We start from the raw sequence: 22,647 nt of genomic DNA, 5'->3' as shown, positions 1-22,647 counted from the left end.
GATGAGTGACGACAAGGTCGCCCTGACCCAGGACCACTACTTCATCACCGACCCGAACGTGCCGTTCGAGCGTTACCCGTTCACCACCCAGGTGTGGGGCCACGAGCTGACCTTCAACTCCGGGTCGGGCGTCTTCAGCCGTGGCCACCTCGACCACGCCACCGCGATCATGCTCGACGCGATGGAGCCGCCCGCGATGGGCCAGTTCCTCGACCTGGGCTGCGGCTACGGTCCGATCGGCATCGCGATCGCCAAGGCTGTCCCGATCGCCCGCGTCATGGGCGTCGACGTCAACGAGCGTGCAGTGCTGCTGGCCAACGAGAACGCCAAGCTCAACGGCGTCGAGGGCACCTTCGCGGCCGCGACGCCCGAGAACATCCCCACCGACTACGTCTTCGACGAGATCTGGACCAACCCGCCGATCCGGATCGGCAAGGAGGCCTTGCACGAACTGCTCCTGACCTGGCTGCCGCGTCTGGCGCCCGGCGGCCGGATGATCTCCGTCGTGGGCAAGCAGCTCGGCGGCGACTCGCTGCAGCGCTGGCTCACCGAGCAGGGCTGGCCCACTGAGCGTCTGGCCAGCGAGAAGCGCTTCCGTGTCTTCGAGACGCGTCGCGCCTCCGACCTGGCGAACTGACTCGATGAACTCGACTCCTCAGGGCGCTCCTGCCCGCCTGCTGGTGATCGGGGCGGACGCCGCCGGCATGTCCGCAGCCCACCAGGCGCTGCGCACCGCACGCACCCTGGGCGTCGAGCTCGAGGTGGTCGCCCTGGAGGCGTCTGCCCACACTTCCTACTCTGCCTGCGGCATCCCCTACGTCGCCTCTGGCGAGGTCGGTGAGGTGACCCGGCTGGTCGCACGCACCGCCGAGCAGCACCGTGCCGCAGGGATCGACCTGCGGACCGGAGTCCGGGTCACCCGCCTCGACCTCGCCTCCCACACGGTGGAGACCGAGTCGCTCGACGGGACGCGCGGCACCCTCGCCTTCGACCACGTCATGGTCGCCACCGGTGCTGCACCGGTGACGCCGGCATGGGCACTGCACGACGGGCACCTGCTCGACGGGGTCCGCCACGCCAAGACCCTCGACGACGCCGCTGCCTGGGCGGCCGCGCTCGAACCCGGTCAACGGGCCGTCGTCGCCGGCGGTGGGTACATCGGTGTCGAGATGGCTGAGGCCGCGCTCCGGCGGGGCCTGCAGGTCACGATGCTGACCCGTTCCCGCGTCCTGAGCTCGTTCTCCGCCGAGACCACCGCCCGTGTCGCCGCCGCACTGCGCGCCGCCGGCGTCGACCTGCGTGAGCACTCCGAGGTGCGGGGACTGGCGCACGAGGACGGGCGCGTCACGGGCGTCGTGCTCGACGACGCCACGGTCGCTGCCGACCACGTCGTCCTCGCGATCGGCGTCGTTCCCGCCACGGGATTCATCGACGACGAGACGTTGCTGCACGGACGACGACGGGCCCTGCACCCCGACGCGTTCGGCCGGATCGACGCCGCGGACCAGTCGGGCATCGCGTGGTCGGCCGGCGACTGCTGCGAGGTGATCGCCGAGAGCGGCCACCGCACCTTCGCTCCGCTCGGCACCCACGCCAACAAGGCCGGACGCCAGGCGGGGGAGAACATCGTCCGCAGCATCGCTGGTCTCGAGCCCGTCGCCCGGTTCCCCGGAGCGCTGGGCACCTCCATCACCCGCTTCGCCCACGGCGACGTCCACGTCGAGATCGCCCGGACCGGCATCCTTGACGCCCAACTGAGCGACGCTGCCGCTGACCTGGCGTGGGACGCCGTCTTCCTCACCACCGAAGGCACCACTGCCACCGGGTACATGCCCGAGGCCCGACCGATCGCGGTCCGGGTCGGTGCCGACCGGACCACCCGTCGTCTGCTGTCGGTCGAGATCGTCGGTGGGCAGGGAGCTGGGAAGCGGATCGACACCGCTGCTGCGGTGCTCCACTTCGGTGGCACCGTCGACGACCTCGCCTGGATGGACCTCGCCTACGCCCCGCCGGTGGCGACGGCGTGGGAGATCGTGCAGATCGCCGCTCGCCGCCTCGCCGAACGTCTCTGAGACGACTCTGCGTGCTGCGCCCGACGTGGGATCAGGCCTGCAGGCGCACCGGCAGGGCCTCCACCGAGTAGACCGCGGAGAGCGGGGAGAAGACGAGCTCGTCGGGGGAGACCGCGAGCGAGAGATCGGGGAACTGCGTCGCGAGCGCACGCAGCGCCTGACGCAGCTCCATCCGCGCCAACTCGGCGCCGACGCAGCGGTGCAGACCGTGGCCGAAGGCAAGATGCCCGGCGCTCGGCAGGGTCGGGTCGAAGGAGTCCCCGGCAGCGTGCGCGGTGTCGTCACGGTTGGAACCGGCCAGACTGGTCAGCACCACGTCACCCTGACGGATCCGCACCCCGGCGAGAGTGAAGTCTCGGCGAGCGAAGCGGGGGAATGCCACCTGCACCGGGCACACATAACGGAGGAGTTCCTCGACGACGGCCGCGACCTCCTCCTCCGAACCGGTGCGGAGCAGGGAGTAGTACTCCGGGTTCTGGAGCAGGACGTAGGTGCCCAGTGACAGCATCGAGGCCGAGGTCTCGTACCCGCCGATGAAGACGCCGTCGGCGAGACCGCCGACCTCCACCGCGTCGAAGTCCCCGCCGTAGGAGTCGATGATTCCGGCGAGAAGACCGTCGGGGTGGATGGTGCGCTCGGTCTTCTGACGCTCGCACAGGTCGATCAGGAACTCACGGGTGCTCTTGGCCGCGTCGAAGCTGCCGACGCCGCCCTGGGAGAGGTCGAAGCGCGCGGCGCCCAGGGCCCGGAACGCGTCGCGGTCCACCTCAGGCAGGCCCAGGAGGTCGCAGATCACCTGGTAGGGGATCTGGAAACCGAACATGTCGACCAGGTCGACGACCGGTCCGGCCGCCGCCATGTCGTCGAGGGAACGCTTGACGACCTCGTTGATCGCGGGCTCCAGGCGTGCCAGACGACGCTTGGTGAACTCTGGGGTCAGCATTTTGCGCAGGCGGGTGTGGTCAGGGGCGTCGGTCATGCCCAGACCGCCGACCTGCTCGGCCGCACTCCGCGTGCGCTTGCCGAGCAGGTCACGCAGGTCGTTGCGCAGGTCGTCGGAGTTGACCAGCGTCTCGCGGGCGGCGTCGTCACCGGTGACGAGCCAGACGTCCATCCCGAGGATGCTGGCGACCTTGTGCACCGGCTCGGCGGCACGCACCTCGGCGAGCCGCGGCACCGGGTCCACGGCGTTGCGCTGCAGGACGAAGTGCGTGTGCTCGGGGAATCGCTTGATCGCCGAGAGGTCGATGCCGCCGCCGCCACGTGACAACTTAGACGCGATGCCGGCAGCGGTGCGGAGCACCACGCGACGAACGGAGGGCCCCCATGACTGACGCTTCATGGGTACATCCAACGCTCTTCTGGGCGGTGATGTGGGAGGAGTCGGCAGGTTTCGGTCTGCGAGACGACTCTTTCTCACCCCCGAGCAGCGGCCTGCCGCTTCAGTTCTGCCTTCGCCAACGAGTTCACGTGGACCTCGTCGGGGCCGTCCGCGAGACGCAACGTACGAACCCCGGCGTGCATCATCGAGAGCGGGAAGTCCTGGCTGACGCCCCCGGCGCCGTGGGCCTGGATCGCGTTGTCCAGGATCTTCTGGACCGTGCGTGGCACAGCGATCTTGATCGCCTGGATCTCGGTGTGTGCGCCTCGGGTGCCGACGGTGTCCATCAACCATGCTGTCTTCAAGGTGAGCAGACGCAGCTGCTCGATCTCGATCCGAGCGGTGGCGATCCAGTCCCGCACGACCCCCTGCTCGGAGATCGGACGTCCGAACGCGACCCGTTCGTCGACCCGGGCACACATCAGCGACAGGGCACGTTCGGCGATCCCGATGGTGCGCATGCAGTGGTGGATACGCCCCGGCCCCAACCGGGCCTGGGCGATCGCGAACCCGCCGCCCTCCTCACCGATCAGGTGGGAGGCCGGGACCCGGACGTCGGTGAAGACGAGTTCGGCGTGACCACCGTGCTCGTGGTCGTCCCAACCGAAGACCTCCATCGGCCGCAGCACCGTGAGACCGGGGGTGTCGCGGGGGACCAGCACCATCGACTGCTGGCGGTGCCGGGCCGCGTCGGGATCGGTCTTCCCCATCACGATGAACACGGTGCAGTCGGGGTTCATCGCTCCGGTGATCCACCACTTGCGGCCGTTGATCACGTACTCGTCGCCGTCGCGGGTGATCGAGAGTTGGACGTTGGTGGCGTCGGAGGAGGCGACGTCGGGTTCGGTCATCGCGAACGCCGAACGGATCTCGCCGGCCAGCAGCGGCGTCAGCCAGCGCTCCTTCTGCTCCGGCGTGCCGAAGAGGTGCAGCACCTCCATGTTGCCGGTGTCGGGCGCCGCGCAGTTCATCGCGACCGGCCCGAGGTTGGGGCTGGCCCCCGAGATCTCCGCCAGCGGGGCGTACTGCAGGTTGGTCAGGCCGGCACCCAGACCGTCGGGGTCGCTGCCGGCGGGGAGGAAGAGGTTCCACAGCCCCCGCGCACGGGCCTCGGCCTGGAGGTCGCGCACCACCTGGGTCCGGGTGAACGCGAAGCGGTCATCGAGTGCGTCGAGCTGCTCACCGAAGACCTTCTCCGACGCCAGGACGTGGGTGTCGAAGAAGTCGCGCATCTCCGCGACCAGGGCCTGGGTGCGGTCGTCGAAACCGAACTGCATCAGAGGGTCTCCTCTCCTCGGGCGGCGGCCAGTCCGGCGGCCAGCAGCGGCTCGACGGCGGTGCCGATGGTGGCGAAGCCGTCGCCGACGGTCTGGCCGTCGAGGTAGCGGCGGTTGATCCCCTCGAGGATCACGGCGAGCTTGAAGTGGGCCAGGCCCAGGTGGAACTGCATGGAGTGCGCGATCGCGTCGGAGTCGAGTCCGCGCAGCTGTGCGTACTTCTCGACGATCTCGGCTCCCGAGGGGTAGCCGGGGGCGTCGGCGACGTCACTGATCCCGAGAGCAGGCACCATGTGCGCCACCCGGTCGTAGACGAGCAGCAGCGCGAGGTCGGTGAGCGGGTCGCCCAACGTCGACATCTCCCAGTCGACGACGGCCTTGACCGGCTCGTCGTCGGTGGGCACGGCGAGGAGATTGTCGAGGCGGTAGTCGCCGTGGACGATCGAGGCACTGCGCGCGTCACGGTCGGCGTCGCCGGCGGGGACGTGGTCGAGCAGGTGCAGCAGCAGCGCGTCGGCGTCGGGGAGGTCGCGGGTGCGTGACCCCTCCAACTGCCGGCCCCACCGCTTCACCTGTCGGGTGAGGAAGCCTGCGGGCCGCCCGAAGTCGCTCAGGGCGACAGAGGCGGGATCGACGCCGTGCAGGTCGGCGAGGACCCGCACCATGGTGTCGCCCAGCCGGGCGGTGGTCTCGGGGGAGAAGCGCACCAGTTCGTCGACGCTGCGGTAGGGGACGCCCTCGACCTTCTCCATGACGTAGAAATTGGCGCCCATCACCGTCGGGTCGGTGCAGAGCCCGACGGTGCCTGGGACCGGTACTGCGGTGGGGGCCAGGGCGCTCATCACCCGGTACTCACGCGCCATGTCGTGGGCGGTGGCCTGGACGTGGCCGAGCGGGGGACGCCGCAGGATCCACTCGTGGGTGCCGTCGGAGACGGTGTAGGTGAGGTTGGACTTGCCGCCGGTGATCAGCTGGGCCGACCAGACGGTGGTGTCGTCGTGGTCGACCTCGGTGTCGCCGTGCGTGGCGAACCAGGCACCGAACGCGGCGAGGTCCAGTCCGGGGACGTCAGTGCCGGCCGATGCGTCGGCGGGCGGGGGTGGGGTGGTCATCAGGTCCTCCTCACACGCCACCGGTGAGCGTGAGCCCACCGTCGACGGTGACGGTCTGGCCGGTGATCCATCCGGCGTCGTCGGAGAGCAGGAACGCGACGGCGGCGGCGATGTCCTCCGGCGTGCCCAACCGCTTCATGGGGTAGGTGTCGGCCACCTCGGCCTCCTTGCCTTCGTACAGTGCTGCGGCGAAGCGGGTCTTCACCACCGCGGGTGCGACACCGTTGACCCGGACCACGGGCCCGAGTTCGACGGCCAACGACTCGGTGAGGCTGATGACGGTCGCCTTGCTGGCGCCGTAGAACGCGATCCCGTGCGCCGGCTTGAGGCCCGCCACGGAGGAGACGTTGACGACCGCACCGCCGTGCTCGGCCATCCACGCCCGGTGGGTGGCCTGGACCCAGGCCAGACCGGTGACGGCGTTGGTCTCGAGGATCTTGCGGGCCGCGTCGAGGTCGAGATCGACCAACGGGCCGTAGGCGGGGTTGATGCCGGTGTTGTTGACCAGGAGGTCGAGGCGTCCGAAGGTCTCCAGCGCCCGCTGCACCACCTCGTCACGGTGTGCGGCGTCCGCGGCGTTGCCGGCCACGCCCAAGGCCACCTCGGGTCCGCCGAGATGCGCGACGGCCTCGGCGAGGGCGTCCGCCTTCCGGGCCGTGATCACGACCTTCACGCCCTCGGCGACCAGGCGTTCGGCGATGCCGAGGCCGATTCCGCGACTCGCTCCGGTGACCACGGCGACCTTGCCGTCCAGTCCTCGCACGTTCCCTCCCCAGGGTGGTGGGCAGGTGGACCCGCCCGTGACTAAGCGCTCGCTCAGGGGCTACATTCCCACTCGTGAACGTCGACGTCAACGGTTCCGAGAGCACCACGACGGCCCCGTACGGTCTGGAGCTGAGCGGCGCCCGGGCGCGCCTCTACCACGCTGCCGTGGAAGCGTTCGCGGCCAAGGGGTTCCACGGCACGACCACCCGCGACATCGCCTCGCGGGCTGGCATGAGTCCGGCCGCGCTGTACGTCCACCACCGCTCCAAGGAGGAGGTGCTGCACCTGATCTCCTCCACCGGACACGCCCAGACCCTGGCGATCGTGGAGGGGGCGATCGCCTCGACGGATGACCCGGTGGCTGCGCTGGAGCGCCTCGTCGTGGACTTCGTCGAACACCACGCCGTCAACCACACCGTGGCCCGCGTCGTGAACTACGAGCTCACCTCGCTCTCGCCCGAGCACCTGCGTGAAGTACGTTCGATGCGGCGCTCGATGGACGCCCAGGTGCGCGCCCTGGTGCAGAGCGGCGTCGACGCCGGTGCCTTCACCGTCGGATCGGTCGCGATGACCGCGGCCGCGATCCTGTCGCTGGGGATCGACGTGGCCCGGTGGTTCGAGACCGATGCCGGATGGACTCCCCGTGACCTCGCGGAGCACCACCGTGCACTGGTGCTCCGGATGGTGGGCGTTCCCACCCGCTGACATGACGAGGGGCCGCCCACCGCATGCTGCGGTGGGCGGCCCCTCGCTCCTCGACACGTGACTGCTGAGGAGAGCCGATCGGTGGTGTGGCGCCAGCGTCGTCGGCTCGTACGACCCGTGGCGGGCCGAGATCTGGTTTACCTGGTCAGCGGCTCCAGGGGAAGGAGCCCCAGCCGCCGTTCGGCAACTGCTGCGGGCCGTTCTGCTCCGCACCCTGGTCGTCGGACTCGTCCTGCGGGGTCGAGGCGACCTGGCCTTCGTCGCTGGCCAGGGTCACCGACGCGGTGGCCTCCTTGCCGTCACGCAGGTAGGTGACGGTGACCTTGTCGCCGGGGCGGTAGGTGCGCACGGTCGCGACGAGGTCGTCGGAGGAGTCGATGACGTTGTCGTCGACCTTCGTGATGACGTCCTTCGCCTTCAGGCCACCCTTGGCCGCGGCGGAGTCCTCGGTGACCTTGTCGACGAGTGCGCCGATCTCGGCCGAGGCGCTGTCGGGGTTGGTGACCGTGATGCCCAGACGTGCGTGGGTGGGGGTCTCGCCCTTCGACATCTGGTCGATGATCGCCATCATCGGGTCCATCGGGATCGAGAAGCCCAGGCCGATCGATCCGGCCGAGGAGCTGTCGGTGGCTCCGGACCCGGCGGTACGGATCGAGGAGTTGATGCCGACCACCGACCCGGTCATGTCGACCAGCGGACCACCGGAGTTGCCGGGGTTGATCGCGGCGTCGGTCTGGATCGCGGGGTAGGTGGTGGAGTTGCCCGCGGAGTCCGCCGAACCGACGTTGACCGGGCGGTCCAGGGCGCTCACGATGCCCGAGGTCACCGTCGAGGTGAGACCGTACGGGGCGCCGATCGCGACGACCTGCTGACCGACCTGCAGGTTGGAGGACTTGCCGATGGTGGCCGGGGTGAGTCCGGAGACGCCCTCTGCCTGGATCACGGCGGTGTCGGTGAGCGGGTCGGTGCCGAGGATCTTCGCCTTCGCGCGGGTGCCGTCGTTGAACGCGACCCGGACGGTGGCGTCGGCGCCCATGCCGTCGACGACGTGGTTGTTGGTCAGGATCCGCCCGTCCTCGGAGAGCACGATGCCGGAGCCGGTGCCCGAGCCGCTCGAACCCGCGACCTCGATCTGCACGACGGAAGGCAGAACCTTCGCGGCAACGGACTCGACGGTGCCGGTGCCGGCGTCGGAACGGCCCTGGTCGATGACGTTGGCCGAGGACGAGGTGATTCCGGAGGTGGAGGACGCGTCGTCGTCGATGGCGTCGTAGAGCGCTGCGCCACCGAAACCGGCGACGGCACCGAGGACGAGGGAGCCCAGCGCGATACCGGCTGCGGCACCGCGGCGCTTCTTCGGGGCCTTCGCGGTGGCCTCGGCTGCGGCACGGGCCGCCTCACCCTGGCTGTACGGGTCCCAGGAGGTCCCCAGGACGGCGGTGTGCTCGACCGACTGCGTCACGGGCTGCGTCACGGGCTGGGGGCGTTGAGGGGCCGGAGCGGCGTGGGCCTGGGCGACCTGTGCTTCGGCGAGCGCGGCGGCGGCAGCGGCCGGCGGGATCACGCGGGGTGCCTGGGCCGTGGTGGCCGGCTGCGCGGCGATCGGTCGGGTCTCCTCGACGCCGTGCCGGTTCTGCTGGGGGGAGGCCTGGCCCTCGTCGCCGAAGTAGTTCGGCGGGGGAGTGGGCCGGTCCTGCGTCGGGTCGTACGGGGGCTGCTCGTTCATGACACCTACTCTGCCTCCCGAGGCTGGGAACTGCCTGAGAACGCGCTGGGCGATTCAGAAGAGTCACGCCCCGGGCATGTGCGCGCGGTGTGGGCGAGGCGTGGGTGCGGGCCGGAAATGCGGAACGCCCGCCGCGACGTGAAGTCGTGGCGGGCGTTCCGACCGAGCCGGGAGCCGATCAGGCCCAGCGCTCCGAGGCGGGGACGAAGTCCAGGCCGCGGTCGCCGGTGTAGATCTGCTTCGGGCGAGCGATCTTCTGCTCCTTGTCGGTGACGAGCTCGTTCCACTGCGCCAGCCAGCCCGGGGCACGGCCGATCGCGAACAGAACGGTGAACATCTCCGGCGGGAACTGCAGGGCCTCGTAGATGAGACCCGAGTAGAAGTCCACGTTCGGGTACAGACGACGCTTGACGAAGTACTCGTCGGACAGCGCGATCTTCTCGAGCTCCTGGGCGATCTCGAGGAGCGGGTTGACACCCGTGACCTCGAAGACGTCGTCGCAGGCCTTCTTGATCAGCTTGGCGCGCGGGTCGTAGTTCTTGTAGACCCGGTGGCCGAAGCCCATCAGGCGCTCTTCGCCGTTCTTCACGCCCTCGATGAAGGCGGGAATGTTCTCCTTGGTGCCGATGCGCTTGAGCATGCGGAGAACGGCCTCGTTGGCGCCACCGTGCAGCGGGCCGTAGAGGGCGCCGATACCGGCGGAGACGGCGGAGTACGGGTCGACCTGCGAGGAACCGACGGAGCGGACCGCGTTGGTCGAGCAGTTCTGCTCGTGGTCGGCGTGCAGGATCAGCAGGACGTCGAGGGCCTTGGCCAGACGCGGGTCAGCAGCGAACTTCGACTCCGACATCTTGAACAGCATCGAGAGGAAGTTCTCGGTGTAGTTCAGGTCGTTGTCGGGGTAGACGAACGGCTTGCCCTGAGCGTGGCGGAAGGCCCAAGCACCGAGAGTCGGCATCTTGGCGATCATGCGCACGATCTGCAGGTGACGGTTCTGCTCGTCGGCGATGTTGGTCGCCTCCGGGTAGAACGTCGAGAGAGCGCCGACGGACGCCATGAGCATGCCCATGGGGTGCGCGTCGTAACGGAAGCCCTGGACGAACTCCTTGACGTTCTCGTGGACGAAGGTGTGGTAGGTGATCTCGTGCACCCACTCCTCGTACTGCTCCTTCGTCGGCAGTTCGCCGTTGATGAGCAGGTAGGCGACCTCGAGGAAGTTGGACTTCTCAGCGAGCTGCTCGATCGGGTAACCCCGGTACTCGAGGATGCCCTTGTCGCCATCGATGTAGGTGATGGCACTGCGGCACGATGCAGTGTTGGTGAAGCCGGGGTCGTAGACCGCCAGGCCGGGCTCATCGGCGTCAACACGAATCTGACCCAGTTCGCCGGCGCGGATGGTGCCGTCGGTGATCTGGAGTTCGTACTCGGCACCGGTGCGGTTGTCGCGTACGGTGAGGGACTGGCTGGAAGCGTCGGCGGTGGCCGAGGCTTCGGTGGCCGGAACGTTCGTCACGTCGGCTCCTTAGCGCGGGTTGTTCACGTCTTCGGGTACTGGCCCAACCTAGTCGTCCCGTCCCGAACCACATAAGTCGGGGTCATTCCAGTGGGTTCCGAGGTGTCGACTTGACATCCCTTGAACTGGTGATTTGTTGCCCTCTCTCTGGGTGCGTACACTCGTAGGTCGCGACTCCTGCCGCGCCATGAAGACGCCCGGATCAACGTCCGGACGGCCGAACGGTGCAGACCCGGACTGTGTTCCGGGCAGTGTTCGTCAGAAGCCGTGTCAACACCTCCGGTCGGACTCCTCCGCCCGGTACCTACGAACGAGAAGGTTCTCGCCGTGCGCACGTACAGCCCGAAGCCCGCTGACATCCAGCGTGAGTGGCTCGTCATCGACGCTACTGACGTGGTTCTTGGACGTCTCTCCGTCCAGGCCGCCAACCTCCTGCGTGGCAAGCACAAGCCCACGTTTGCTCCGCACATGGACATGGGTGACTTCGTCATCATCGTCAACGCGGAGAAGGTTGCCCTTTCCGGCAACAAGAAGACCACCAAGATGTCGTACCGCCACTCGGGTTTCCCGGGTGGTCTGACCGCGACCCCCATTGGTGAGGTCCTCGAGAACGACGCTCGCAAGGCGATCGAGAAGGCTGTCTGGGGCATGCTCCCCAAGAACCGCCTGGGCCGCCAGATGCTCAAGAAGCTCAAGGTCTACTCGGGCCCTGAGCACCCGCACGCGGCCCAGCAGGCCAAGGCTTTCGAGATCTCCCAGGTCTCCCAGTAATTTCCGAAGGACGAGTGAGGATTTACCGTGGCTGAGACCACCGAGAACACCGTGACCGAGGTCGAGGAGACCTTCGAGACCAACGCTGAGGGCATCGCGTACTCGTCGGAGTCCGCTCCGTCCGAGGACGCTCCGCTTCGCGCTGCGACCATCGCCCCCGCTGCGGCCACCGGCCGTCGCAAGGAGGCTGTCGCCCGCGTTCGCATCGTCCCGGGCACCGGCGTGTGGACCATCAACGGTCGCACGATGGATGACTACTTCCCGAACAAGCTGCACCAGCAGATCGCCAACGAGCCGTTCGTCGCCCTGGGCGTCGAGGGCCGTTTCGACGTGCTGGCTCGCGTCCACGGTGGCGGCATCGCCGGTCAGGCCGGCGCCCTGCGCCTCGGCGTGGCCCGCTCGCTGAACGACGTCGACGTCGAGGCAAACCGCGCGACCCTCAAGAAGGCTGGTCTCCTGACCCGCGACGCTCGCGTCGTCGAGCGCAAGAAGGCCGGTCTCAAGAAGGCCCGCAAGGCTTCGCAGTTCTCCAAGCGCTGATCGAAGCTCCTCGCCCCTCGGGGCTGGGACAGGACACCCCGTCGTGGTTCGCCACGGCGGGGTGTTCCGCATTTCGTGGTCGTCGCCTCGTGGTCGCCGCGCGCATGTCACTCGGGCGCACCTCGTGAACGTGAGTGAACGGTGATCTCCCCGATGGGTCGAGGCCCGGGGTGCAGGACTATTCTCGTTGTCCATGGCACGACTCTTCGGCACTGACGGCGTTCGCGGTCTCGCGAACGACCAGCTCACCGCCCAACTCGCCCTCGACCTCTCCGTCTCGGCGGCCAAGGTACTGGGGGAGCGGAGCGCATCCGACGTCCGCCCGGTCGCCGTGGTCGGCCGCGACACCCGCGTCTCGGGACAGTTCCTCGAAGCAGCGGTGGTCGCAGGTCTGGCGTCCTCGGGCGTCGACGTCCTGCTGCTGGGCGAGCTGCCCACCCCGGGTGTCGCCCACCTGACCCGCACCCTCGGCGCGGACCTGGGCGTCATGCTCTCGGCCTCGCACAACGCGATGCCCGACAACGGCATCAAGTTCCTGCTCGCGGGCGGCATCAAGCTCGAGGACTCCCACGAGGACGCCATCGAGGCCGACCTCGGCGAGGAGCGCGAGTGGCCGATCGGTGCCGCGGTCGGGCGGGTCAAGACCCACCTCACCGCCGTCGACGAGTACGCCGCCCACCTGGTCTCCACGCTGAGTCGTCCGCTGGCCGGCGTGAAGGTCGTCGTCGACTGCGCCGAAGGCGCCGCTTCGGTGGTCGCACCGCAGGCCCTGCGTGACGCCGGCGCCGACGTCGTCGCGATCCACGCCTCGCCCGACGGCACCAACATCAACGACAACTGCGGCTCCACGCACATCGAGAACCTGCGCTCCGCAGTCGTCGCCAACGGCGCCGACGCCGGATTCGCGCTCGACGGCGACGCCGACCGCTGCCTCGCGGTGGACCACGAGGGCAACGTCGTCGACGGCGACCAGATCCTCGCGATCCTCGCGCTCGCGCTCAAGGAGCAGGGCCGCCTCGCCCACGACACCGTCGTGGCCACCGTCATGAGCAACCTCGGTTTCGTCCAGGCCATGGAGGCCAACGGCGTCACCGTGCACCAGACCAAGGTCGGGGACCGCTACGTCCTCGAGGCCATGAAGAAGCACGGCTTCAACCTCGGCGGTGAGCAGTCGGGCCACGTGATCCTCTCTGACCACGCCACCACCGGAGACGGCACGCTCACCGCGCTGCACCTGGTGGAGCGCATGGTCGAGACCGGCCGTTCCCTGCAGGAACTCGCCGCGGTCATGACCCAGCTCCCGCAGGTGCTCGTCAACGTCAAGGGCGTCGACAAGGCCCGCGCCGACACCGACCCGACGCTGGCCGCCGCAGTGATGGCCGAGGAGGCTGCTCTGGGCAGCCGCGGTCGGATCCTGCTGCGCCCCTCCGGCACCGAGCCGCTGGTGCGCGTCATGGTCGAGGCCCCCACCGACCTCGAGGCCAGCGACGTCGCCGACCGTCTGGCGAAGGTCGTCGCCGAGCAGCTCGCGCTCTGAGACCACGGCTCCCGCCCCGGGGAGCGAGAAGGGCCCGTCCGCCGATGCGGACGGGCCCTCTGTCGTCGTGCGTGTCGTTGCGCTGCGTGTCGTCGTGGGGCGCTGAGTGTGAGCGCGGCTCAGAGCTTGCGCAGGCGGACGTACCGGACCGAGTGGTCGGAGTCCTTGCGCAGCACCAGGTCGGCGCGTCCGCGAGTGGGCAGGACGTTGTCGCTGAGGTTGGGGCCGTTGATGGTGTCCCAGATCCGCTGCGCCTCGGTGACGGCCTCCTCGTGCGTGAGGGCGGCGTACTTGAAGAAGTAGGAGTCGGGGTCCTGGAAGGCCGTCTCGCGCAGTCTCAGGAACCGTTCGGTGTACCAGGTGCGAATGTCGTGGGTCGCGGCGTCGACGTAGACGGAGAAGTCGAAGAAGTCGCTGACCGCCAGCGAGGGACGTCCGTCGTCGCGGACGCGGGCCGGTTGGAGCACGTTGAGGCCCTCGACGATCACGATGTCGGGGCGGTTGACGATCACCTTCTCCTCGTCCACGACGTCGTAGACGAGGTGGGAGTAGGTGGGGGCCAGGACCTCGTCGCGACCCGACTTGATGTCGACGACGAACTTCAGCAGGGCACGCTGGTCGTAGGACTCAGGGAAGCCCTTGCGCTGCATCAGGCCGCGACGCTCGAGCTCAGCGTTGGGGTAGAGGAAGCCGTCGGTGGTCACCAGCGCGACGTTGGGGTGCTCGGGCCAGTGCGCCAGCATCTGCTGCAGCACACGGGCGGTGGTCGACTTGCCCACCGCCACCGAGCCGGCGACGCCGATCACGAACGGTGTGCGTGGCGGCTGACGGTGCTGCAGGAAGGCGGTCTGGCGCCGGTGCAGCTTGCCCGCGCTCTCGACGTACATCGAGAGCAGCTTCGACAGTGGCAGGTAGACCTGCTCGACCTCGCCGATGTCGAGGGAGTCGCCCAGGCCCCGCAACCGTGAGACCTCCGCGGAGGTCAACGGGCTGACGGTCTCGGGCGCCAGCGCCGCCCAGTCCGTACGGTTGAGCTCGACGTACGGTGAGGAGTCCTCGGAAATGGCCACGCAGATATTCTTGCAGCGCCGCTCCCCGATAGGATCACTGCCCATGTGCGGAATCGTGGGGTACGTCGGACAGAAGCAGGCACAGGACGTCGTGGTCGAGGGACTGCGCCGCCTGGAGTACCGGGGTTATGACTCGGCCGGGATCGCGCTGCCGAAGGACGGTCTGATCGTCTCGGACAAGCGCGCCGGCAAGCTCGCCAACCTCGAGGCCTCGATCGCCGCGACGCCGCTCCCCGCGGCCACCGCCGGCATCGGTCACACCCGCTGGGCCACCCACGGCGCCCCCAACGACCTCAACGCGCACCCGCACCAGGGCAGCCGCGGCCGTCTCGCGGTGGTCCACAACGGCATCATCGAGAACTTCGCCGAGCTCCGTGCCGAGCTGGTCGCAGCCGGTCGCACGATGCTGTCGGAGACCGACACCGAGATCGCTGCGCACCTGCTCGAGGCCGAGGTCGTCGCCGGCCACGACCTGACCACCGCGATGCAGAACGTCTGCCGTCGTCTGGAGGGTGCGTTCACGCTCGTCGCGATCGACGCCGCGCACCCCGACACCGTGGTCGCAGCACGTCGCAACTCCCCGCTCGTCGTCGGTCTGGGCGAGGGCGAGAACTTCCTCGGCTCCGACGTCGCGGCGTTCATCGACCACACCCGTGAGGCCCTCGAGCTGGGCCAGGACCAGGTCGTCACGATCTCCCGCGACGGCGTCAGGATCACCACGTTCGACGGGCAGCCGGCCGAGGGCAAGCAGTACCACGTCGACTGGGACCTCGCCGCCGCCGAGAAGGACGGCTACGACTGGTTCATGCGCAAGGAGATCTTCGAGCAGCCGCGCGCCGTGGCCGACGCCCTGCTGGGCCGTCGTGACGCCGAGGGCAAGCTCCAGCTCGACGAGATGCGGATCGACGCTTCCGAGCTGCAGGGCATCGACAAGATCATCATCATCGCTGCCGGCACCTCGTACTACGCGGGCATGGTCGCCAAGTACGCGATCGAGCACTGGACCCGGATCTCGGTCGAGGTCGAACTGGCCAGCGAGTTCCGCTACCGCGACCCGATCCTGACCCGCTCGACGCTCGTGGTCGCGATCAGCCAGTCCGGTGAGACCGCCGACACCCTGCAGGCGATCCGCCACGCGCGCGCCCAGCAGTCCAAGGTCCTCGCGATCTGCAACACCAACGGCTCCACGATTCCGCGCGAGTCCGACGGTGTCATCTACACCTACGCCGGCCCCGAGATCGGTGTCGCCTCCACCAAGGGCTACGTCACCCAGCTGGTCGCCTGCTACCTGCTCGCGCTGTACCTGGCCCAGACGAAGAACACTCTCTACGGCGACGAGATCAACGGCGTCATGGACCAGCTCGAGGCGATGCCCGCGCACGTCCAGACCGTCCTCGACGAGGCCGACAAGGTCTACCAGTTCGCCCGCGACCACGTGGACACGAAGTCGGTGCTCTTCCTGGGACGTCACGCCGGTTACCCGGTGGCGCTGGAGGGTGCGCTGAAGCTCAAGGAGCTGGCCTACATCCACGCCGAGGGCTTCGCCGCCGGTGAGCTCAAGCACGGCCCGATCGCGCTGATCGAGGAGGGCCTCCCGGTCTTCTGCATCGTTCCGCCGAAGGGCCGCGACCAGCTCCGCGAGAAGATGGTCTCCGCGATCCAGGAGATCCGTGCCCGTGGTGCGGCCACCATCGTCCTGGCCGAGCACGACGACGAGGCGATCACGCCCTACGCCGACGAGTTCATCCGTCTGCCCAAGGTGCCGGTGCTGCTCCAGCCGCTCGTCGCCGTCGTCCCGCTGCAGCTCTTCGCCTGCGAACTGGCCACCGCGATGGGTCACGACGTCGACCAGCCCCGCAACCTCGCCAAGTCCGTCACCGTCGAGTGACGTCCTGAGGCTCTTCCTTCCATGACGGTGCGCGGAATCGGCATCGACGTCTGTGACGTCGACCGGTTCCGCGCGTCGTTGGAACGTACCCCAGCGCTGCGCGACAAGGTCTTCACCCAGGCCGAGTCGACGCGTGACGGTGTCCTGCGTCCGATCCACTCCCTGGCGGCCCGGTTCGCGGCCAAGGAGGCACTCGCCAAGGCGTTGGGTGCCCCTGCCGGGTTGGAGTGGCACGACTGCGAGGTCGTGACCGAACCGTCTGGCCAGCCGCGCTTCGAGTTGCGCGGGACGGTGGCCGCACGCGCTGCCGAACTCGGCGTCAACAGTGTTCATCTCTCGCTGACGCACGACGCAGGGGTGTCCCAGGCGATGGTCGTTCTCGAAGGCTGACCTCTCCGCACGAGGTTCGTCAGGGGCCTGTTCACCTCCGGCGGGCTGGTGCAGGATCGAAGGACGGGGTTCGCCCCGTGCCGGGCTCCGGACGGGGCCAGTCCTAGGCCTCGGAGGTGCGTGGTGCACGAGTTGTGGCAGGCGGTGGCTCACGTCCGTGAGGTGCAGTCCGATCTCGAGGCCGGCCGGATCGACGTGCCCAACGCGGTGGAGGAGCTGACGGTCCGTGTGATCGAGGAGGCCTCCGAACGCGCGGTGCCGGCAGGTGACAGCACGGCGGAGGAGGTCGTCGGCCTCGGCTGGGGCGTCCTGGGCATGGCGATGCTCAACGCGGTCTCCTGCTTCGTGGGTCTGGACGCCGAACACGCACGTCCGGTCGACCTCGCAGGAGCGCTCGACGAGGCCGTCGCCGGTCTCGAAGTGCTGCCCGGAACTGGGATGGAGGACGCGCCCGGTCCGCCCTACACCGGGACCGAGCGGGTGATGGACGTTCGTGCCGCTCTGTACGCGACGAGGGCCCTGCGCGCTCGGCTGATGATCTCGCGCACCGACGTGGTCGACGGGGCCCGGGAGTTCGCCTGGATCCTGGGCAACCTCGGTGTCGACCGGTTGCAGGAGTCGGCCGTCGACGGAGCGGGGTTCCGGCCGGGGCGCTGGGACGGGGACGGATCGGGAGCTCCCGACGACGTGGGACTCACCGTCCACGGAGCCCACGCCGAACCTGCCGCACGTGGACGATGCCTCCTCGACCGCCGCAGTGCCGTCTCCCTGCGTCGGATGAACGACGAGATCGTGCTGGTGAGGATCGTCCTGGCTCCTGCCGAACAACTGCGCGCCATGATCGAGGTCCTGGACCGTGCGCTGCGGGTGCTGCGGCCCCTGTCTCGCTGACCTCCTCGGCGCGTCCGGTTAGCGTGAGCGCATGGTGAGCGCTCATCGTGTGGCCGACGTACGAGCCGCGGAGGACGTCCTGCTTCGTCGTGGGCCGGACGGTGCCCTGATGGCGCGTGCCGCGACTGGCCTGGCCGTCGTCGTCGCGGACCGGATCACGCGGGCCCGCGGGCGTCTGGCAGGTGCCCGGGTGCTGCTGGTGGTCGGTGCCGGCAACAACGGTGGCGACGCCCTGTTCGCTGGCGCCTGGTTGGCCCGTCGGGGAGCGGCGGTGCGCTGGCTGGCGCTGAGCGAGCACGTGCACACCGACGGTCTGGCCGCACTGCAGGCTGCGGGCGGTCGCGCCGCGGACCCGGAAGAACCCACCGGGTGGGCCGGATGGGCTGACGTGGCGCTGGACGCCGTCGTCGGGATCGGAGGCCGTCCGGGGTTGCGCAGCGAGGCCGCGGTCACGTTCGCGACGCTGGCGGCCCACGGGGTGCCGGTGATCGCCGTCGACCTGCCCTCCGGCGTCGACCCCGACACCGGTGAGACCCCCGACCTTCACGTCCGTGCCGAGGCGACCGTCACCTTCGGCACCCACAAGGTCGCCACCCTCGTCGACCCCGCGGCCCGCGCCTGCGGTGAGGTGCACCTGGTCGACATCGGGCTGGACGAGACCCTCCCCGAGGACGCCGAGATCGGAGTCTGGGAGGCCGCGGACGTCGCCGCCGCACTCCGGGTCCCGTCAGCGGGCGACCACAAGTACACCCGTGGTGTCGTCGGTGTGCGAGCTGGTTCGGCGCAGTACCCCGGCGCCGGGGTGCTCTGCGTCGCCGGCGCGGCCGTCGGGCTGGCCGGGATGGTCAGGTACGTCGGCGACGACGCCGTGACCGCCGAGGTGCGCCGTCGATTCCCCGAGGTCGTCGGTGCGGGACGCGTCCAGGCCTGGGCGGTCGGGTCCGGAGGCGGAGACGGTGCCCGCGCAGCGTTGCAGGCAGCGCTGGCGGACGGGGTGCCGGTGGTCGTCGACGCCGACGCCGTCATCCATGCCCGCGACCTGTTTGCCCCCGGACACGGCCACGACGTCGTCCTGACTCCCCACGCCGGAGAACTCGCCGTCCTGCTCGACGCAGATCGCGCCGACGTGGAGGCCCGCCCGCTCCACCACGCCCGGGCGGCGGTCGCTCGGCACGAGGTGACGGTCCTGCTCAAGGGGGCACGCACCCTCGTCGTCACGCCGCAGGGCCGGTCCTGGGTCAACACCACCGGCAACCCGTGGCTGGGCACCGCCGGGTCCGGTGACGTGCTCGCGGGGCTCGTCGCAGCCCTGGCCGCCACCGGTCTGCCACTGCCCGACGCCGCCGCGATGGGGGCCTGGCTGCACGGACGCGCCGCAGAAGAGTTGGGCGGCCCGTTCACTGCGGGTGACCTGCCTCACGCGATCCGCGAGGTGTCGCGTGCTCTGATGGCGAGGGTGGGAGAGTAGAGACCATGAGCGCCACCGCACCGCACCCCACCCGCCGCGTCTCCACGCCGGGATCGGCGCCGGGATCGGACGAGGGAGCGGTTCAGGGCACCGGCCCCGGGGCAGCGGGCGCGCGCGCCGAGATCGTCGTCGACCTCGACGCGATCGAGCACAACACCCGCGTCCTCTCCGCCCTCGTCGCACCGGCCGCCTTCATGGCCGTGGTCAAGGCCGACGCCTACGGCCACGGCATGCTCGAAGTGGCTGCCGCAGCGCGTCGTGCCGGAGCGCCCTGGCTGGGCGTGGCCACCGCCGAGGAGGCGCTGACGTTGCGTGCCGACGGCGACACCGGACGCCTCCTGTGCTGGGTCTTCGCCCCCGGAGACGACTACACCGCCGTCCTGGACGCCGACGTCGACGTCGCGGTCTACACCCCCGCGCAGGTCGCGCAGGTCGCAGAGACCGCCGAACGTCTGGGATGCGTGGCCCGCGTCCACCTCAAGATCGACACCGGCCTCTCCCGCGGCGGTGCCCGCGAACCGGAGTGGCCGGCCCTCGTCGCCGCCGCCAAGAAGGCCCAGGACGCCGGATCGCTGCACGCGGTCGGGGTCTGGTCACACCTGGTGGCCAGCGACGAGCCCGAGAACCCCGTCACCGACCTGCAGGCAGCCGTCTTCGACCGTGCCGTGGCCGTCGCGGAGCAGGCAGGACTGGCTCTGGAGGTCCGTCACGTCGCCAACTCCGCCGCCGCCGTGCTGCGCCCGGAGCTCCGGCACGACCTCGTCCGTTGCGGCATCGCCCTGTACGGACTCGACGCCGCCCCCGGCGTCATGCCGGCCATCGGCCTGCGCCCTGCGATGACGGTCCGTGGTCGCCTCGCGATGGTCAAGGAGATTCCCGCCGGCCAGGGCGTCTCCTACGGGCACGCCTGGACCGCCGGCCGCGCCACCACCCTCGGGCTGGTCCCGGTGGGCTATGCCGACGGCATCCCGCGCGCTGCGTCCCCGGGGGCCGAGGTCTGGGTGGACGGCAGGCGTCGTCCGGTCCGCGGCAAGGTCTGCATGGACCAGATCGTCGTCGATCTCGAGGGCGACACCCCCGCCGCAGGCAGCGAGTTCGTGCTCCTCGGGCCGGGGACGCACGGCGAACCGACTGCCGACGACTGGGCTGCAGCAATCGGCACCATCAACTACGAGGTCGTGAGCAGACTGGGCGGACGGCTCGTTCGGCGTCATGTCGGAGGGTCCGCGACGTCCCACCGTTGAGAGACCGTCCACTGAGAGGGGCCACCGATGAGCATCAGAGGTAGAGCACTGCGGGTCGCGGCCGGGTCGTTGGGCCTGGCGGCGGGAGCCACCGCGAGTGCGGTCGCCTACCAGCGGGTGCAGGCCAGCCTCCGGGAGGGCGAGATGCCGGCGGCGGAGAACGTGCCGCAGCCGGGCGTCGACAACCCCGACCTGCTCTTCGGTGGGAACCACGACGCCGAGGACGGCCTGACGTTCGGCAGCCTGCGCGGTCAGGTGCTCAACGTCGTCACCGAGGACGGCATCGACCTGCACGTCGAGGTCGACGAGGTGGACCCCGCACTCGCCGGGGAGTCCGGATGGCCCGAGGACGTCACGGTCGTCTTCGCCCACGGATTCACCCTCAACCAGGACGCCTGGCACTTCCAGCGCCGACATCTGCGCGGCCGGGTCCGCACCGTCTTCTACGACCAGCGATCACACGGTCGTTCGGCGCGTTCGGCGCCCGAGCACTGCACGATCGAGCAGCTGGGCCGCGACCTCGAACGCGTCATCGCGACCACCTGTCCGGGGCGGGCGGTGGTGGTGGGCCACTCGATGGGCGGCATGACGGTGGTCTCCCTCGCTGCGCAGTTCCCCGACCTGTTCGGGGAGAAGGTCGTGGGCGCCGCACTGGTCGCCACCACCGCGGGCGGCATGGACCCGGGACGCATCCTCTTCCCGCTCGCGCCGGTGGGTGCACTGACCAGCGGGGCGGTGAACCGGGCCGTCAAGGTCCTGGACCGTGGCCACGGGTTCGTCGACCGGCTCCGTTCCTCAGGGATCCCGTTGGCCCGTCGCATCACCGACCGCTACTCCTTCGGTGACGAGGTGCCGCGCAGTTGGGCCGAGTTCGTCTTCGACATGATCGACGCCACGCCGTTCGAGGTGGTCGCTGCGTTCTACCCGACGTTCGTCTCCCTGAACCTCTTCGAGAACCTCGACGGCTTCACCAAGGTGCCGGTGACGATCGTCGGTGGCACCGCCGACCGGCTCACCTCGATCGGCCACCAACGCAAGCTGCACGCCCGGATCCCCGGCTCGGAGCTCTACGAGGCTCACGGCGCAGGGCACATGGTGTTGATGGAGCGTCACAGCGACGTCGACCGCGAACTCGACCACCTGATTACCCGAGCTGCACCCCCGGCGCGCGAGAATGGACGCAGCAGGCGCCCCGGGCGCGCCGGCTGACCACACCAGGTCCTTGCACGTCCCCCTCTCCGGCGCGCGCCGGAGGACCGGGCACGGACCACCTGCCCGGGACGACGAAGGAGCTTCCGCTGAACGCCATCACCACCGACCTGTCGGCTCCGTCCGTCCCCGTGCTCACCCGTCGGGTGGGAGCGGAGGCGGCTGCCGAGGTGCACGCGTGCATCCTCGCGGCGTTCGCGTCCCGACCTCCCCTGGACCCGCCGACCGCCGCGCTCGGCGACTCCGACGCCGAGGTCGCTGCGATGCTCGGCCGCGCCAACGGCATCGTGGCCGTCCAGGACGGCCGGATCGTCGGCAGCCTGATCCTCGACGTCCGCGACGACGTCGTGCACCTGCGGCGGGTCTCGGTGCGTCCCGACGCCCAGGGCCACGGCGTCGCCTCCACCCTGGTGCAGGCTGCCGTCGAGGCGTGCCCCGCGCAGCGCACGATGGTGGTGCTGGCCCGCGAGGAGATCGCGTCCAACGTCGTCTTCTGGGAGCACCACGGTTTCGTGGAGCACTCCCGCACATCCCCGCACGTCGAGCTGCACCTGGCCCTGCCCGAGCGCCACGTCGTCACCGACGCGTACGCGATGCGCGACCTCGGCGAGAACGTCGGACGCCTGCTGGAGCGCGGCGACCTGTTGGTCCTCACCGGTGGCCTCGGCGCTGGGAAGACCACCTTCACCCAGGGCCTGGGCGAGGGCCTCCAGGTCCGGTCCGGCATCACCTCGCCCACCTTCGTGATCGCCCGCGTCCACCCCTCGCTGGTGGACGGTCCGGCGCTGGTCCACGTCGACGCCTACCGCCTCGGCGGCGTCGACGAGCTCGACGACCTCGACCTCGACACCTCCTTCGACGACGCCGTCACCGTGGTCGAGTGGGGAGCCGGCGTGGCCGAGGGACTGGCCGACCGTCGGCTCGAGGTGACCGTGACCCGCGCCGTCGGAGAGATGGACATCGCCGAGACCGCTGCCCAGGACGACGCCGACGCCGCAGCCGACGTCGAGGGTCTCGAGGACCTCGACCCGCGCGTGGTGACGCTCACGTGGGTGCGCTCGGCCTGAGCGCGCCCCTCGCCGCGGACT

At 69.7% G+C, this 22,647-nt stretch carries 20 protein-coding genes; 13 read left to right on the top strand and 7 right to left on the bottom strand.

The window, feature by feature from the left end:
* The first annotated feature begins 1 nt into the window (after nucleotide 1).
* Together EOV43_RS12115 and EOV43_RS12110 are read left to right on the top strand one after the other, a co-directional pair.
* Nucleotides 2–637, top strand: coding sequence for a class I SAM-dependent methyltransferase (locus tag EOV43_RS12115; RefSeq protein ID WP_164878672.1), 636 nt, complete (start codon nucleotides 2–4; stop codon nucleotides 635–637).
* Nucleotides 638–641: 4 nt separating this feature from the next.
* On the top strand, nucleotides 642–2,072 hold the full coding sequence (locus EOV43_RS12110; protein ID WP_128221516.1) for an FAD-dependent oxidoreductase: 1,431 nt from the start codon (nucleotides 642–644) through the stop codon (nucleotides 2,070–2,072).
* Between the two features lie 31 nt (nucleotides 2,073–2,103).
* Here EOV43_RS12110 and EOV43_RS12105 read toward each other — a convergent pair whose 3' ends face one another.
* From EOV43_RS12105 to EOV43_RS12090, 4 genes are all read right to left on the bottom strand, one after another.
* The gene (locus EOV43_RS12105) at nucleotides 2,104–3,414 is read right to left on the bottom strand and encodes a cytochrome P450 (RefSeq protein ID WP_128221515.1); all 1,311 of its coding nucleotides are present in this window, start codon (nucleotides 3,412–3,414) and stop codon (nucleotides 2,104–2,106) included.
* Nucleotides 3,415–3,488: 74 nt separating this feature from the next.
* Nucleotides 3,489–4,730, bottom strand: a complete 1,242-nt coding sequence (locus EOV43_RS12100) for an acyl-CoA dehydrogenase family protein (protein ID WP_128221514.1) — start codon at nucleotides 4,728–4,730, stop codon at nucleotides 3,489–3,491.
* Nucleotides 4,730–5,842 carry a phosphotransferase family protein gene (locus tag EOV43_RS12095; protein WP_128221513.1) on the bottom strand — a complete coding sequence of 371 codons (1,113 nt, stop codon included), beginning with the start codon at nucleotides 5,840–5,842 and terminating at the stop codon, nucleotides 4,730–4,732. The genes EOV43_RS12100 and EOV43_RS12095 overlap by 1 nt, the downstream gene beginning before the upstream one ends.
* Before the next feature lie 10 nt (nucleotides 5,843–5,852).
* On the bottom strand, nucleotides 5,853–6,605 hold the full coding sequence (locus tag EOV43_RS12090; protein WP_128221512.1) for an SDR family oxidoreductase: 753 nt from the start codon (nucleotides 6,603–6,605) through the stop codon (nucleotides 5,853–5,855).
* Nucleotides 6,606–6,679: 74 nt separating this feature from the next.
* Between EOV43_RS12090 and EOV43_RS12085 the strand changes: the two genes are divergently transcribed.
* The gene (locus EOV43_RS12085; protein ID WP_239022112.1) at nucleotides 6,680–7,312 is read left to right on the top strand and encodes a TetR/AcrR family transcriptional regulator; all 633 of its coding nucleotides are present in this window, start codon (nucleotides 6,680–6,682) and stop codon (nucleotides 7,310–7,312) included.
* A gap of 145 nt (nucleotides 7,313–7,457) precedes the next feature.
* Here EOV43_RS12085 and EOV43_RS12080 read toward each other — a convergent pair whose 3' ends face one another.
* The gene (locus EOV43_RS12080) at nucleotides 7,458–9,038 is read right to left on the bottom strand and encodes a S1C family serine protease (RefSeq protein WP_128221511.1); all 1,581 of its coding nucleotides are present in this window, start codon (nucleotides 9,036–9,038) and stop codon (nucleotides 7,458–7,460) included.
* Nucleotides 9,039–9,216: 178 nt separating this feature from the next.
* The gene (locus EOV43_RS12075; protein ID WP_128221510.1) at nucleotides 9,217–10,551 is read right to left on the bottom strand and encodes a citrate synthase; all 1,335 of its coding nucleotides are present in this window, start codon (nucleotides 10,549–10,551) and stop codon (nucleotides 9,217–9,219) included.
* Between the two features lie 327 nt (nucleotides 10,552–10,878).
* Here EOV43_RS12075 and rplM point away from each other — a divergent pair, with 327 nt between their 5' ends.
* From rplM to glmM, 3 genes are all read left to right on the top strand, one after another.
* Entirely contained in the window at nucleotides 10,879–11,322 is a 444-nt protein-coding gene (rplM, locus tag EOV43_RS12070) for a 50S ribosomal protein L13 (RefSeq protein WP_128221509.1), read from the top strand.
* A 27-nt stretch (nucleotides 11,323–11,349) separates the two neighbouring features.
* Nucleotides 11,350–11,862, top strand: coding sequence for a 30S ribosomal protein S9 (rpsI, locus tag EOV43_RS12065; protein WP_128221508.1), 513 nt, complete (start codon nucleotides 11,350–11,352; stop codon nucleotides 11,860–11,862).
* Between the two features lie 193 nt (nucleotides 11,863–12,055).
* Nucleotides 12,056–13,399 (top strand): phosphoglucosamine mutase, encoded by a 1,344-nt coding sequence (glmM, locus tag EOV43_RS12060; RefSeq protein WP_128221507.1) that lies wholly within the window; start codon nucleotides 12,056–12,058, stop codon nucleotides 13,397–13,399.
* Between the two features lie 119 nt (nucleotides 13,400–13,518).
* On the opposite strand, the gene coaA is transcribed toward glmM, so the two are convergent.
* The gene (coaA, locus tag EOV43_RS12055) at nucleotides 13,519–14,514 is read right to left on the bottom strand and encodes a type I pantothenate kinase (RefSeq protein ID WP_128221506.1); all 996 of its coding nucleotides are present in this window, start codon (nucleotides 14,512–14,514) and stop codon (nucleotides 13,519–13,521) included.
* On the opposite strand from coaA, the gene glmS reads away from it, so the two are divergent.
* The 7 genes from glmS (at nucleotide 14,513) to tsaE (ending at nucleotide 22,626) form a co-directional block, all read left to right on the top strand.
* Complete coding sequence (glmS, locus tag EOV43_RS12050; protein WP_128221505.1) at nucleotides 14,513–16,357, top strand: glutamine--fructose-6-phosphate transaminase (isomerizing); 1,845 nt, start codon at nucleotides 14,513–14,515, stop codon at nucleotides 16,355–16,357. The genes coaA and glmS overlap by 2 nt on opposite strands.
* A 21-nt stretch (nucleotides 16,358–16,378) precedes the next feature.
* Nucleotides 16,379–16,747, top strand: coding sequence for a holo-ACP synthase (locus EOV43_RS12045; RefSeq protein WP_128221504.1), 369 nt, complete (start codon nucleotides 16,379–16,381; stop codon nucleotides 16,745–16,747).
* A gap of 120 nt (nucleotides 16,748–16,867) precedes the next feature.
* Nucleotides 16,868–17,638, top strand: a complete 771-nt coding sequence (locus EOV43_RS12040; protein WP_128221503.1) for a hypothetical protein — start codon at nucleotides 16,868–16,870, stop codon at nucleotides 17,636–17,638.
* 31 nt (nucleotides 17,639–17,669) lie between these two features.
* Complete coding sequence (locus tag EOV43_RS12035) at nucleotides 17,670–19,106, top strand: NAD(P)H-hydrate epimerase (RefSeq protein WP_128221502.1); 1,437 nt, start codon at nucleotides 17,670–17,672, stop codon at nucleotides 19,104–19,106.
* Nucleotides 19,107–19,111: 5 nt separating this feature from the next.
* The gene (alr, locus tag EOV43_RS12030; RefSeq protein WP_128221501.1) at nucleotides 19,112–20,350 is read left to right on the top strand and encodes an alanine racemase; all 1,239 of its coding nucleotides are present in this window, start codon (nucleotides 19,112–19,114) and stop codon (nucleotides 20,348–20,350) included.
* A gap of 27 nt (nucleotides 20,351–20,377) precedes the next feature.
* Complete coding sequence (locus EOV43_RS12025; protein WP_128221500.1) at nucleotides 20,378–21,559, top strand: alpha/beta fold hydrolase; 1,182 nt, start codon at nucleotides 20,378–20,380, stop codon at nucleotides 21,557–21,559.
* A 131-nt stretch (nucleotides 21,560–21,690) separates the two neighbouring features.
* A complete protein-coding gene (gene tsaE / locus EOV43_RS12020) occupies nucleotides 21,691–22,626 on the top strand; it encodes a tRNA (adenosine(37)-N6)-threonylcarbamoyltransferase complex ATPase subunit type 1 TsaE (protein WP_128221499.1) in 936 nt (311 codons plus the stop codon).
* The last annotated feature ends 21 nt before the right edge of the window (nucleotides 22,627–22,647 follow it).

The organism is Nocardioides yefusunii (assembly GCF_004014875.1).
Lineage (GTDB): Bacteria > Actinomycetota > Actinomycetes > Propionibacteriales > Nocardioidaceae > Nocardioides > Nocardioides yefusunii.
Note: the sequence above shows the minus strand (reverse complement) of the source record. Positions and strands in the feature narration are given on the sequence as shown.